Source organism: Streptomyces sp. NPDC048288 (genome assembly GCF_043201555.1).
Classification (GTDB): domain Bacteria; phylum Actinomycetota; class Actinomycetes; order Streptomycetales; family Streptomycetaceae; genus Streptomyces.
On the sequence record NZ_JBICZD010000002.1, the window covers coordinates 342936 to 356080 of the forward strand.

The following is a 13145-nucleotide window of genomic DNA, read 5'->3' on the forward strand; positions in this document are numbered from 1 at the left end:
ATGGCTCGTCGCCTCCGCATCCGGCACACCACCCGGGTCTCCTACGCGCAGCCCGCTGCCTCCTCGCACAACGAGGTCCGGATGACCCCGCTGACCCTGCCGGGGCAGACGACGCTGGACGCCCGGGTCACGGTGCAGCCGGCGACCACCGTCTGGTCGTACTGGGACTACTGGGGCACCCAGGTCACCGGCTTCGACCTGCCGGACCCGCACGGGGATCTGACCATCACGGCGTCGAGCCTGGTGGAGACGTCGGCACCGGAGCCGTTGCCGGAGGCGCCGACGTGGCAGGAGGTGGCCGAACGGGCCGCGGGGTCACGGCTGTGGGAGTTCGTGTGCGGGACGCCCCGGACGACGGTGCCGAAGAAGCTGGTGAAGAAGGCGCGGGGCGCTGCCGCCGGGCTGGCGCCGCACGAGGCCGCCGTGGCCGTCTCCGGGCTGGTCGCCGACCGGGTGTCGTATCTTCCGGGGGCGACCAGTGTGAACACGTCCCCCGCGGAGGCCTGGGCCCAGGGGGCGGGGGTCTGCCAGGACATCACCCATCTGACGATCGCGCTGCTGCGGGGGGTGGGGCTGCCGACCCGGTACGTCTCGGGGTACCTGCATCCGGAGCGCGAGGCGGAGTTGCACCGGCCGGTCGCCGGGCAGAGCCATGCGTGGATCGAGTACTGGGCCGGGGAGTGGTGCGGGTACGACCCCACGAACCGGGTGCGGGTGGACGAGTCGCATGTGGTGGTGGCCCGGGGCCGGGACTATGACGACGTCACTCCGCACAAGGGGATCTACCGGGGGGTTCCTGGAGGGGCTCCGGAGGTGAGTGTGGTGTTCACGAGGGTTGCGTAGTCGGGTGCGAGTGAGCGGGGGCTGGTCGCGCAGTTCCTCGCGCCCCTTTGGGGCGCGCACAATCGGCGTATGGCCAAGAGGTGGGCGTCGGTCTGTGTACTTCCGCTGCTGTTTCTCGGTGGGTGCGGGGGCGATGGTGGCAGTGCCTCCCCCTCGCCCTCCGCCCAGGCCCCTTCCCGCCCCCACAAGGACGGGCATCTCACCTTCACGTTGCTGTCGTTGCGGTGTGGGTTGACGGCGGTGTCCGGGTCGCACAGTGAGGCGGAGCCGGAGGGGCAGTTCTGCTGGGCGCGGCTGCGGGTGGAGAACAAGGACCCGGAGTTCCACACGTATGTGGTGGGGCGGCAGCGGCTGGCCGGGGTGAGCGGGCGGCGGGGGCTGCCGGACTCCTTCGCGATGGCCGTGCGGCGGCAGCACGACAGTGTCGACATCGGCGGGCACGATCTGATCGAGGTCGAGCTCTGGTACGACGTGCCGCGGGGCGCGCGGGTCGGCGGGGTGCGGGTGTCCGGGGACCGGGACCGGGTCGGGTTCATGGACAGCAGCCCCGTTCCGTACGCGCGGAACGGGGTGCTGATCGCGATGAAGCCGCTGACGGGGTGGTAGCGCCGGCCCCGGAGGGGCTTACTTGAGGCCGGCCTCGGCGCACGCCGTCTTGTAGGCGGCGGTGCAGATCTGCGAGATCTTGTAGATGCCGTCGGCGACGACGGTGTCCTTGATCTTGCTCTTGGTCACGGCGCTGACCTGCACCAGCTGGGCCGGGATGTCCTTGTTGGTGGGGCTGTCGACCTGGTCCTGGGTGAGCGCGTCGAACTGGATGTCCTTGCCCTGGACCTTGTAGACGGCCATCTGGGCGGCGGCCTCGGCCTCGTCCGGGTAGGGCTTGTAGACGGTCATGTACTGGTCGCCGGTGAGGATCCGCTGGATGGCGTCGAGGTCCGCGTCCTGGCCGGTGATCGGCGGCATGGTGGTGAGGCCGGCCGCCTTGAGGGCCTTGACGACACCGCCGGCCATGGCGTCGTTGGCGGAGTAGACGGCGGCGATGTTGTCCTTGCCGATCAGGCCGATCGCCTTGGTGACCTCCTGCTCGGCGATGTCCGGGTTCCAGTCCTTGGTGTCGTACGAGTAGCCGTCGGTCGTCACCTTGCCGGCCAGCTCGGACATGGCGCCCGTCTTGAACTGCTTGGCGTTCGGGTCGGTCGGCGAACCGTTGATCATGACGACCTTGTCGGAGGTGTCGACGTTCGAGCCGAGGCCTTCGAGGAGCGTGCGGGCCTGGACCTCTCCGACGAGCTCGTTGTCGAAGGAGACGTAGGAGTCGATGGGGCCCTCGGCGAGGCGGTCGTAGGCGATGACGGGGATGCCCGCGTCCTTGGCCGCCTTCACCTTGCCGGCGATGGCGTGCGCGTCGACGGAGTCCAGGATGATCACGTCGACCTTGTCGTCGATCATCTTCTGCATCTGGTCCGCCTGGGTGGAGGCGGAGGACGCGGCGTTCTGGTAGTCGACCTTGCCCTGGTCGTTGGTGAGCTCGGCGATCTTCGACTTCATGATCGGGTAGTCGAAGTTGGTGTACCGGGTGTTGATCTTGTCCGGCATCAGCAGGCCCACGGTGATGTCGTTGCCCTTGGTCGGGCTCGCGGAGGTCGACGAACCCGTCGCGTTGAGCACGCCGCATCCGGCGAGCGAGAGGGTCATCGTGGACGCGGCCACGAACATGGCTATACGACGCATACGGGGGCTCACTTCAGGTGCGTTCCGGAGGTGGGGCTGCTTTGCGACCCAGATGTCTGAAAAGACAACGCGTACGCCACACCCGGCGTCAAGCGGAACTACTTAACGAGTGCGCAACACCACGCTCCGCTGCACCTGTGAAGGTAGAGCGGAATCGCCTGCAAACACTCTTTACGGACCCTCCATCCAAAGGGAGTTCATGGGCAGGCAAAGATCCGTACAACCAAGTCGTTTCCTCAGGAGTCGACATCGGCAACGGCCGTCCCTGCCGTGTCGATCCGATCAGAGGAACGAATGAACCCAGCCAGAAGCGCCTCGGCCGCCGCCGTGGTGCTCGCCACCGCCGGCGCCCTCCTCGGCGGTACGGCCGCCACCGCCTCGGCGGCCACGACCTGTGCCTCTCCGGTCTTCAAGCGGCAGTTCTTCGCGAACACCACCTTCAAGGGCACCCCGAAGAAGACCGACTGCGACGGCGCGGTCGACCAGACCTGGAGCGGCGCCCCCGTCTCCGGGCTGCCCAAGGACGGCTTCGGCGTCCGCTGGACCGTCACCCGCGACTTCGGCTCCGGCGGGCCCTTCACCCTCAGCGCCTCCGGGACGGACGGCATCCGGGTCTACCTGGACACCGACCGGAAGATCAACCTCTGGAAGAACACCACGAAGACGGTGAGCAAGACCGTCAACGTGACCGTCCCCAAGGGCAAGCACACCCTCCGGATCGACTACGCCAACTTCACCGGCGCCGCCAAGGCCAAGTTTACGTACACCCCGAGGACCTCGGCCACCGTCGACAAGGTCAAGCCCCTTGCCCCGACGGGAACTTCGGTCTCGTACGACTCGGCCGCCGGCACGGCCAAGCTCACCTGGTCGCGGAACAAGGAGATGGACCTCTCCGGCTACCGCGTCTACCGACGGCCGAAGGGTTCGTCGAACTGGACGAAACTCACCACGACCACCACGGCCTCGTACTCCGACGCCACGCTGCCGACGACCGGCACGACGTACGAGTACCAGGTCCGCGCCCACGACAAGGCCGGCCACGAATCCGCCGGCTCGACGGTCAGGTCGGTGACCACCGCCGACCGCACCGCGCCCGCCGCGCCCACCGGCGTGGAGGACAACTGGGCCATCGGCCTGGTCACCAAGGTCAAGCTGAACTGGGACAGCGGCAGCGCGTCCGACCTTGCCGGATACCGGGTGTACCGCTCGACGTCCGAGCCCGTCGCACCGACCGCCGCGAACCTGGTGGGCAGCTCGTCCGGCCCGTACTTCACCGACATCCCGCCCGCGACCGGAGACTGGTACCACTACGTCGTCACGGCGGTCGACACACACGGCAACGAGTCGGCCGTCTCCGGTACCGCCGAGTTCCAGACGTACGACACCACGGCGCCCGTCTTCGTCCCGGACGATCTGGCAATCACCGACAACGAGCACGACGTCACCCTCACCTGGTCCTGGGACCGGGACCAGGACGCCGACCTGGCGAACTTCCGGGTGTACCGCGACGGCGCCGAGATCGGGTGGGCCACCGGCCTGTTCGTGGACCGTGACGTGGAGCCCGACACGACGTACACCTACTACGTCCGGGCCGAGGACGACAACCACAACCTGGGCCCCGCCTCGGCCGCAGTCACCGTCGCGCACGTGGGCGACCACACACCTCCCGGCCCGGTGACCGGTCTGACCGCCACGGCCGCCGAGAACGGGATCCGGCTCGACTGGGACGACAGCACGGCCGACGACGTCGACCACTACGAGATCTACCGGGGAGAGAACACCGACGGCGTCTGGACGTACACGGACATCACCGACAGCCTGCCGTTCGGTCCTTCCCGCTCCCTGAACCGGGACGTGAACCTGCCCGACGGCGAACACCTCCGGTACGCGGTCGTCGCCGTCGACAAGGACAGCAACGCGCTCGACAGGGACGCGGCCACCACCGCCGACGTCACCGAGCTCGACATGGTGCCCGCGGAGACCTACCCGGACACCTCGGCGTCGGGCGCCCTGCATGTGGAGAGCGACGACACCGCGCAGGGACCCGAGATGAGGGTCGTCTACAGGGAAGAACTCGACCCCCAGGGCCCCGCGACCGGCTTCCACGTCTACCGCTGGGACGCGGCCACCGGCACCTACACGCGGCTCACGGACACCCCCGTGGCACTCGGCGACTGGTACACGGACACCGCCGCACCGTCCGCCACCACAGTCTTCTACAAGGTCACCGCCGCTCACGCCGACGGCACCGAGTCGGAGCCGACCGGCGACCACGTGTTCCGGATCGGAACCGCCCCATGAGCACCAGAACGAAGGGGCCGCTGAACTCGCCCACCCGTACGACGGCCACGACGCTGGTGCTCGCCACCGCCGGCGCCCTCCTCGGCGGTACGGCCGCCTCCGCCTCGGCGGCCACGACCTGCGCCTCTCCGGTCTTCAAGCGGCAGTTCTTCGCGAACACCACCTTCAAGGGCACCCCGAAGAAGACCGACTGCGACGGCGCGGTCGACCAGACCTGGAGCGGCGCCCCCGTCTCCGGGCTGCCCAAGGACGGCTTCGGCGTCCGCTGGACCGTCACCCGCGACTTCGGCTCCGGCGGGCCCTTCACCCTCAGCGCCTCCGGGACGGACGGCATCCGGGTCTACCTGGACACCGACCGGAAGATCAACCTCTGGAAGAACACCACGAAGACGGTGAGCAAGACCGTCAACGTGACCGTCCCCAAGGGCAAGCACACCCTCCGGATCGACTACGCCAACTTCACCGGCGCCGCCAAGGTCAAGTTCACGTACACCCCGAGGACTTCGGCCTCTGTGGACAAGGTCAGGCCTCTCGCGCCGACCGGGGTCTCCGCCGTCTACCAGCCTGACGGGGAAGGAACGAACACCCTCGTCACCTGGGCGGCCAACAAGGAGATGGACCTCGCCGGTTACCGGCTCTACCGGCGGCTGGAGGGTTCCGGCAGCTGGACCCAGGTGGCCTCGGCCGCGGCCGGCACCCGCCGGGCCTGGGACGAGACGCCACCGACCGGGCAGTCGTACTACTACGAGGTACGCGCCTACGACAAGGCGGGCAACCGGTCGGCGGGCTCCGAGGACCAACTCGTCGTGTCGCAGGACATGACCGCCCCCGCCGCCCCGGTCCTCACCGCCACCGCCGTGGAGGCCTCCAACAACCTCTCCTGGTCCGCCCCCGTGGACGCGGTGAGCTATCGGGTCTTCCGCAAGGAGGCCTCGGACACCGCTTACACCAAGCTCGCCGACACCACGGCCACCGGCTACACGGACACCTCGGCGGCCTACGGCCACGCTTACGACTACAAGGTCAGCGCCCTCGACGCGGCGAAGAACGCCCGCTCCTCCAACGTCGTGCGCAGTACCCGGACCATCCTGCCGCCGCAGAACGTGACGGCGACCGTGCCGAGCTACGGCGCGGTGTTCACCTGGACCGAGGCGGCGGGCGGCGACACCGCCGACTACGACGTCTACCGCTCGACGACCACCCCGGTGGAACTCAGCTACGACAACCTCACCGACTGCCGCAGCCGCAAGAAGAGCACGGACGCGGCCGGCGGCACGGTCCGTTCCTGCGTCGACTACGACGGCGACCAGGGCACCACGTACCACTACGTGATGATCCGGCAGAACACCGCCGGCCGCTGGTCCACCGGCTCGGCCGACATGACCGTCACCCGCCCCGGGGACGAGATCGCGCCGCCTCCGGTGACCAACCTGACCGCGGAGCCCCTGGAGTACGGCTTCAGGCTCGATTGGGACGACAGCACGGCGGCGGACCTGAAGGAGTACGAGGTCTGGGAGTACTTCTCCTGCTGTACGCCCGACTACCTGGGCACCGTGCCCGCCGGCACCTCCGAGTTCGTGGTCGGCCCGGAGGCGGCCGACGGCGAGTCGCACATGTATGTCGTCATCCCCGAGGACATCTACGGCAACTACCCGGATTTCACGGGCGCCTACTGGGACGGTGCGGTCTCCCGGGTCACCGCCACCGAACTCGACCTCAGGCCCGCGACCGTCCCCGAGGACACCGCCCCCTGCTCCCTGAGCGCCTACACGACCCTCGGCGACGAGGGCGGCATGTACATCGACTGCGCCGACTCGGTGGCCACGGAGGCCGCCGGGATCAACGTGTACCGCTGGGACCCCGCGACGGGCACCTACGCCAAGGTGACCGATCCGCCACTGGCCCCCACCGCCACCCACTACACCGACACCACCGTGCCCCACGGCACCACCGTCTACTACCTCCTCTCGGTCGTCGCACCCGACGGCTCGGAGACCTTCAGCAACGTGGACGCCAGCGTGTCCCTGCCGAGCGGAGCCTGACCTCACGATGAAGAACACCCTGCAGGCCACGGCCGTGGTGCTGGCTACCACGGCCGGTCTCCTCACCGTCGTCGCCGCGCCCGGCGCCTCGGCCGCGACCAGCTGTGCCTCGCCCGTCTTCAAGCGGCAGTTCTTCGCGAACAACTCCTTCAAGGGCAGCCCCAAGAAGACCGACTGCGACTCCGCGATCAACGAGAGCTGGAGCGGCGCGCCCGCGTCCGGGCTGCCCAAGGACGACTTCGGGGTGCGCTGGACCGTCACCCGCGACTTCGGCTCCGGCGGCCCCTTCACCCTCAGTGCCTCCGGGCTCGACGGCATCCGCGTCTACCTCGACGGCACCCACGAGATCGACCTCTGGAAGAACACCACCAAGACGGTCGGCAAGACCGTCAACGTGGCCGTCCCCAAGGGCAAGCACACCCTCCGGATCGACTACGCCAACTTCACCGGCGCCGCCAAGATCAAGTTCAGCTACACGCCCCGCACTTCGGCCACCGTCGACAAGGTCAAGCCCCTCACCCCGCTGGATCCGCTGGTCTCCTACGACGGCGGCGCCAACACGACGAAGCTGAGCTGGACGAGGAACCGCGAGATGGACCTCGCCGGCTACCGGGTCTACCGGCGCCTGCGGGGCAGCACCAGCTGGACGAAGGTGGGGACGACGACGGCGACGTCCCTGACCGACACCCCGCCCGCGACCGGCGCCCTCTACTACTACGAGATCCGCGCCTACGACAAGGCAGGCAACGAGTCGGCGGGCACCGCCGACCAGTTGGTCACCAGCATCACGCTGGCCGCTCCGAGCGGCCTCTCCTCGTCGATCACGGACACGACGGCGACGGTGCTCTGGAAGGCCGTGCCCGGCGCCGTCAAGTACCGGGTGGTGCGCACGGATCCGAGCAACGTCGAACGGGTCACCGACGTCGTCGGGACCTCCCTCGGCGACGACACGCTCGCCCGCAGCGCCGGCTACCACTACAAGGTGGCCGCGCTGGACGGCTCCGGTCACCTCTCGCCGTACAGCGACCCCGCATACGTGCACCGGGCACCCGCCGCTCCGCGCGACCTCACGGCGACGGCGGACATCGGCGCCGCGCTGCTGTCGTGGACGGTCAAGCCCGGGGACGGCCGTGTCCTGGGCTTCCACGTCTACCGCTCGAAGACCCTGCCCGTGAACACGGCCACCGCCACGGAGGTCACCTGCACCACCACCTACACCGAGTCCGCCGACGGCTCACGGCGGTACAGCTGCGGCGACTACTCGGCGGAGGAGGGGACCACCTACCACTACGTGGTGACGACGGAGGACCAGATCTCCACCGTGTCGCTCCCCTCGGACACGGTCACCGTCACCACGCTGGAGTCGGACAAGCCGCCCGCCCAGGTGACCGGCCTGACCGCGACGGCCACCGAGTACGGCATCGAGCTGGACTGGGACGACAACACCGAGCCCGACCTGAAGCGGTACGTGGTCTACCGGGGCACGGTCCTCGGCGAGGAGGGCGACCAGGTCTGCTCCGGCGGTGAGTGGGCGTGGCTGAACGCCGGCACCTCCCACTACCGGGACGTGCGCACGCCCGACGGCGACCACGCCTGCTACTGGGTGGACGCGATCGACACCGCGGGCAACTCCAGCCGCTGGCTGGGGCCGGTGAGCGCGGTCGCCGTCGACGAGCTGGACCTGACCCCGTCGGTGGCGACCCCGGAGGGCTCCCCGCTGACCCTGACCGCGGACACCCCGGACTCGGGCGGTGTCCACCTCGGATGGAGCGCGGTGGACTCGGCGACCGGCTACCAGGTCTACCGCTGGGACCCGGCGACGAAGACGTACGAGAAGCTGGCGGCCACGACCGACCGCTCCTACGACGACACCACGGCCACCCGCGGCACCACGCACTACTACTGGGTGACCGCGCTGTACGCCGACGGCACGGAGTCGGCGCCCGGGGCGGACTGGGCGATCCTGGAGCCGTAGCCACGAGAAGGGCCCCGGCCTGCGGCCGGGGCCCTTCCACGTGCGTACTGCTAGTCCTTGGCCTTCTTCGGCCGCCACACCACCAGCGCGCTGGTCTGCTGGACCTCCTGGTACGGGACCAGGTCGCGGCGGTACGACGCGTGCACCGCCGCTTCCCGTTGCTGCATCGCCGCCGCCGCGCCCTCGACGGCGGCCGAGAGTTCGGCCACCCGGGACTGCAGCGCGGCGACCTGGTTCTCCAGTTCGATGATGCGTTTGATGCCGGCCAGGTTGATGCCCTCGTCCTGGGACAGCGCCTGCACCTGGCGGAGCAGTTCGATGTCGCGGGCCGAGTAGCGGCGGCCGCGGCCGGCCGTGCGGTCGGGGGAGACCAGGCCGAGGCGGTCGTACTGGCGCAGCGTCTGCGGGTGCAGTCCGGAGAGCTGGGCCGCCACCGAGATGACGTAGACCGGGGTCTCCTCGGTCAGTTCATACGGATTACGTCGACGGCCGTCCATCTCTGTCATGCTCCCTTCGCGGCCTCGAACAGCTCGGCCCGCGGGTCCTCGTCCGCGGTCGCCTCGCGATACGCCTCCAGCGCGTCACGAGCATTCCCCGACAGGTCCTTCGGGACACTCACCTCGACGGTGACCAACAGGTCGCCGCGGGTGCCGTCCTTGCGGACCGCGCCCTTGCCGCGGGCGCGCATGGTGCGGCCGTTGGGGGTGCCGGGGGGCAGCTTCAGGGTGACCGGCGGTCCGCCCAGGGTCGGGACCCTGACCTCGCCGCCGAGCGCCGCCTCGGTGAAGGTCACCGGGACGGTCACCGTGAGGTTGTCCTCCTTGCGGCCGAACACCGGGTGGATGTCCACGTGCACCATGACGTACAGGTCGCCCGCGGGGCCGCCGCGTTCGCCCGGTGCGCCCTTGCCGCGCAGCCGGATGCGCTGGCCGTCGGTCACCCCGGCGGGGATGCGGACCTGCATGGTCCTCGACGACTTGGCGCGGCCGCTGCCCTTGCAGTCCAGGCAGGGGTGCTCGGCGATCAGGCCGCGGCCCTTGCAGTCCGGGCAGGGGTCGGTGAGCGAGAAGCCGCCTCCGGATCCTCGCGCCACCTGGCCGGTGCCGACGCAGGTCGGGCACACCCGCGGGGTGCCGTTCTTGTCGCCGGTGCCCGAACAGGCCTTGCAGGGGGCCTGCGAGGACATCCGCAGCGGGACCGTGGCGCCCTCGATGGCCTCCGTGAAGCTGAGCGTGACCTCGGACTCGATGTCCTGGCCGCGCCGGGGCTGGGTGCGGGAGCCCGCCCCGCCGCCCCGGTTGAACAGGCCCCCCAGGACGTCGCTGAAGCCGCCGCCGCCCCCGCCGAAGCCGCCCCCGCCGCCCTGGGCGTTGCCCCCGAAGAGGTCGCCCAGGTCGAAGTTGAAGTTGCCGCCGCCCGCGCCCGGCCCCGGACGGAAGCCGCCGTTGCCGAAGAGGGCGCGGGCCTCGTCGTACTCCTTGCGCTTCTTGGGGTCGCCGAGTATGTCGTTCGCCTCGGAGATCTCCTTGAAGCGCTCCTCGGCCTTGGCGTTGCCCTTGTTGGCGTCCGGGTGGAACTCGCGGGCGAGCTTCCGGTACGCCTTCTTGATCTCGGCCTCGGTGGCGTCCTTGGGGACGCCGAGGACCTTGTAGTAGTCCTTCTCGATGAAGTCCTTGGTGCTCATCCCCGACGCCCCTCCTTCCGCTCGGTGCTTATTACGTCAGCCCTCCTCAGGGCCGTTGTCCTTCTCGTCCGCCGCCGCGGGGGCCTCTTCGGTCCCCTCGGCCTTCACCGCCGTCGCGCCCGGCTGCGGTTCGGCGACCGCCACCCGCGCGGGGCGGATGGTGCGCTCGCCGATGCGATACCCCGGCTGCAGAATCGCCACGCACGTCGTCTCGGTGACGTCCGGCGCGTAGCTGTGCATCAGCGCCTCGTGGATCGTCGGGTCGAAGGGCTCGCCCTCCTTGCCGAACTGCTGCAGGCCCATCTTCGCCGCGACCGTTTCGAGGGACTCGGCCACCGACTTGAAACCGCCGACCAGTTCGCCGTGTTCCCGGGCGCGGCCGATGTCGTCGAGCACGGGCAGGAGTTCGGTCAGGAGGTTCGCGATGGCGATCTCCCGGACCGTGATCCGGTCGCGCTCCACGCGTCGGCGGTAGTTCTGGTACTCGGCCTGGAGGCGCTGGAGGTCCGTGGTGCGCTCGCCGAGCGCGGTGCGTACCTGGTCCAGCTGCGCGGTCAGACCGGCCAGCTGTGCGCTTGAGTCCCCGGCCGGGGCCGCCCCCTGGGAGGGAGCGGCCTTCGGCCCGGCGTCGTCGGGGGTGGCGCCGGAGGGGACGTCGGGCTTCTCCTCGAAGCCCGGGGTCTCCTCCGTCACGCGGCACCGTCCTTGCGCTCGTCGTCGACGATCTCGGCGTCCACCACGTCGTCGGCGGCGTCACCGGCGGGGGCACCGCCGGTGGCGGCACCGGAGGCCTGGGCGTCGGCGTACATGGCCTGGCCCAGCTTCTGGGAGACGGCCGCGACCTTCTCGGTGGCGGTGCGGATCTCGGCGGTGTCCTCGCCCTTGAGGGTCTCCTTGAGCTCCTCCAGGGAGGCCTCGACCTCGGTCTTGATCTCGCCGGGGACCTTGTCCTCGTTGTCCTTGAGGAACTTCTCCGTCTGGTAGACGAGCTGCTCGCCCTGGTTGCGGGTCTCGGCGGCCTCGCGGCGGCGGTGGTCCTCCTCCGCGTACTGCTCGGCCTCCTGGCGCATCCGGTCGACCTCGTCCTTCGGCAGCGAGGAGCCGCCGGTGACGGTCATCTTCTGCTCCTTGCCCGTGCCCAGGTCCTTCGCGGTCACGTGCATGATGCCGTTGGCGTCGATGTCGAAGGCGACCTCGATCTGCGGGACACCGCGCGGGGCCGGCGGCAGACCGGTCAGCTCGAACATGCCGAGCTTCTTGTTGTACGCCGCGATCTCGCGCTCGCCCTGGTAGACCTGGATCTGGACGGAGGGCTGGTTGTCCTCGGCGGTGGTGAAGATCTCGGACCGCTTGGTCGGGATCGTCGTGTTCCGCTCGATGAGCTTGGTCATGATGCCGCCCTTGGTCTCGATACCGAGGGACAGCGGGGTGACGTCGAGGAGCAGGACGTCCTTGACCTCGCCCTTGAGGACACCGGCCTGGAGCGCGGCGCCGATGGCGACGACCTCGTCCGGGTTGACGCCCTTGTTGGCGTCCTTGCCGCCGGTCAGCTCCTTGACGAGCTCGGCGACGGCGGGCATGCGGGTGGAACCGCCGACGAGGACGACGTGGTCGATCTCGCCGAGGTTGATGCCGGCGTCCTTGATGACGTTGTGGAACGGCGTCTTGCAGCGCTCCAGGAGGTCCGCGGTCAGCTGCTGGAACTGGGCGCGGGTGAGCTTCTCGTCGAGGTGCAGGGGGCCCTCGGCGGAGGCGGTGATGTACGGCAGGTTGATCGAGGTCTCCGTGGAGGAGGACAGCTCGATCTTGGCCTTCTCGGCGGCCTCGCGGAGGCGCTGGAGGGCCATCTTGTCCTTGCCGAGGTCCACGCCGTGGCCGGCCGCGAACTGCTTGACCAGGTAGTCGACGACGCGCTGGTCCCAGTCGTCACCACCGAGGTGGTTGTCGCCGTTGGTGGCCTTCACCTCGACGACGCCGTCGCCGATCTCCAGGAGGGACACGTCGAAGGTGCCGCCACCGAGGTCGAAGACGAGGATCGTCTGGTCGTCCTTGTCGAGGCCGTACGCCAGCGCGGCGGCGGTCGGCTCGTTGACGATGCGCAGGACGTTCAGGCCCGCGATCTCGCCGGCCTCCTTCGTCGCCTGGCGCTCGGAGTCGTTGAAGTAGGCCGGGACGGTGATGACCGCGTCGGTCACCTTCTCGCCCAGGTAGGCCTCGGCGTCCCGCTTGAGCTTCTGCAGGATGAACGCGGAGATCTGCTGGGGGTTGAAGTCCTTCCCGTCCAGCTGGATCTTCCAGTCGGTGCCCATGTGACGCTTCACGGACCGGATGGTCCGGTCGACGTTGGTGACCGCCTGACGCTTGGCGACCTCGCCGACGAGGACTTCGCCGTTCTTCGCGAAGGCGACGACGGACGGCGTGGTCCGGGCACCCTCGGCGTTGGTGATGACGGTGGGCTCGCCGCCTTCAAGAACGCTGACGACGGAGTTAGTCGTGCCCAGGTCGATGCCGACCGCACGTGCCATGGTGATTTCCTCCAGCTGACTTGAGTGGAACGGACTCAAGT

The 13145-nt window shown here is 69.4% G+C and carries 10 protein-coding genes; 5 read left to right on the forward strand and 5 right to left on the reverse strand.

The window, feature by feature from the left end:
* Together ACGFZS_RS07900 and ACGFZS_RS07905 are read left to right on the forward strand one after the other, a co-directional pair.
* The gene (locus tag ACGFZS_RS07900; protein WP_393794359.1) at positions 1 to 843 is read left to right on the forward strand and encodes a transglutaminase N-terminal domain-containing protein; all 843 of its coding nucleotides are present in this window, start codon (positions 1 to 3) and stop codon (positions 841 to 843) included.
* Positions 844 to 1083: 240 nt separating this feature from the next.
* On the forward strand, positions 1084 to 1449 hold the full coding sequence (locus ACGFZS_RS07905; RefSeq protein ID WP_393794360.1) for a hypothetical protein: 366 nt from the start codon (positions 1084 to 1086) through the stop codon (positions 1447 to 1449).
* Positions 1450 to 1467: 18 nt separating this feature from the next.
* On the opposite strand, the gene ACGFZS_RS07910 is transcribed toward ACGFZS_RS07905, so the two are convergent.
* A complete protein-coding gene (locus ACGFZS_RS07910) occupies positions 1468 to 2577 on the reverse strand; it encodes a sugar ABC transporter substrate-binding protein (protein WP_393794361.1) in 1110 nt (369 codons plus the stop codon).
* A 294-nt stretch (positions 2578 to 2871) separates the two neighbouring features.
* Between ACGFZS_RS07910 and ACGFZS_RS07915 the strand changes: the two genes are divergently transcribed.
* The 3 genes from ACGFZS_RS07915 to ACGFZS_RS07925 are packed head-to-tail and all read left to right on the forward strand — an operon-like array spanning position 2872 to position 8895.
* Positions 2872 to 4878: a fibronectin type III domain-containing protein gene (locus ACGFZS_RS07915; RefSeq protein ID WP_393794362.1), complete on the forward strand. Its 2007-nt coding sequence runs from the start codon at positions 2872 to 2874 to the stop codon at positions 4876 to 4878.
* Positions 4875 to 6920, forward strand: a complete 2046-nt coding sequence (locus ACGFZS_RS07920; RefSeq protein ID WP_393794363.1) for a fibronectin type III domain-containing protein — start codon at positions 4875 to 4877, stop codon at positions 6918 to 6920. The genes ACGFZS_RS07915 and ACGFZS_RS07920 overlap by 4 nt, the downstream gene beginning before the upstream one ends.
* Positions 6921 to 6927: 7 nt before the next feature.
* The gene (locus ACGFZS_RS07925; protein ID WP_393794364.1) at positions 6928 to 8895 is read left to right on the forward strand and encodes a PA14 domain-containing protein; all 1968 of its coding nucleotides are present in this window, start codon (positions 6928 to 6930) and stop codon (positions 8893 to 8895) included.
* A 50-nt stretch (positions 8896 to 8945) separates the two neighbouring features.
* On the opposite strand, the gene ACGFZS_RS07930 is transcribed toward ACGFZS_RS07925, so the two are convergent.
* The 4 genes from ACGFZS_RS07930 to dnaK are packed head-to-tail and all read right to left on the reverse strand — an operon-like array spanning position 8946 to position 13104.
* A complete protein-coding gene (locus ACGFZS_RS07930) occupies positions 8946 to 9392 on the reverse strand; it encodes a heat shock protein transcriptional repressor HspR (protein ID WP_393794866.1) in 447 nt (148 codons plus the stop codon).
* Positions 9393 to 9397: 5 nt separating this feature from the next.
* Positions 9398 to 10579 carry a molecular chaperone DnaJ gene (gene dnaJ / locus ACGFZS_RS07935; RefSeq protein ID WP_393794365.1) on the reverse strand — a complete coding sequence of 394 codons (1182 nt, stop codon included), beginning with the start codon at positions 10577 to 10579 and terminating at the stop codon, positions 9398 to 9400.
* A 36-nt stretch (positions 10580 to 10615) separates the two neighbouring features.
* Positions 10616 to 11272, reverse strand: coding sequence for a nucleotide exchange factor GrpE (grpE, locus tag ACGFZS_RS07940; protein ID WP_355725277.1), 657 nt, complete (start codon positions 11270 to 11272; stop codon positions 10616 to 10618).
* The gene (dnaK, locus tag ACGFZS_RS07945) at positions 11269 to 13104 is read right to left on the reverse strand and encodes a molecular chaperone DnaK (protein WP_393794366.1); all 1836 of its coding nucleotides are present in this window, start codon (positions 13102 to 13104) and stop codon (positions 11269 to 11271) included. The genes grpE and dnaK overlap by 4 nt, the downstream gene beginning before the upstream one ends.
* Positions 13105 to 13145: the final 41 nt, after the last annotated feature.

What these genes read in the sequence shown, in the direction of transcription:
- ACGFZS_RS07900 (WP_393794359.1), top strand. Translation starts at nt 1, where the DNA reads ATGGCTCGTCGCCTCCGCATCCGGCACACCACCCGGGTCTCCTACGCG.
- ACGFZS_RS07910 (WP_393794361.1), bottom strand. Translation starts at nt 2,577, where the DNA reads ATGCGTCGTATAGCCATGTTCGTGGCCGCGTCCACGATGACCCTCTCG.
- ACGFZS_RS07915 (WP_393794362.1), top strand. Translation starts at nt 2,872, where the DNA reads ATGAACCCAGCCAGAAGCGCCTCGGCCGCCGCCGTGGTGCTCGCCACC.
- ACGFZS_RS07920 (WP_393794363.1), top strand. Translation starts at nt 4,875, where the DNA reads ATGAGCACCAGAACGAAGGGGCCGCTGAACTCGCCCACCCGTACGACG.
- ACGFZS_RS07925 (WP_393794364.1), top strand. Translation starts at nt 6,928, where the DNA reads ATGAAGAACACCCTGCAGGCCACGGCCGTGGTGCTGGCTACCACGGCC.
- ACGFZS_RS07930 (WP_393794866.1), bottom strand. Translation starts at nt 9,392, where the DNA reads ATGGACGGCCGTCGACGTAATCCGTATGAACTGACCGAGGAGACCCCG.
- dnaJ (WP_393794365.1), bottom strand. Translation starts at nt 10,579, where the DNA reads ATGAGCACCAAGGACTTCATCGAGAAGGACTACTACAAGGTCCTCGGC.
- dnaK (WP_393794366.1), bottom strand. Translation starts at nt 13,104, where the DNA reads ATGGCACGTGCGGTCGGCATCGACCTGGGCACGACTAACTCCGTCGTC.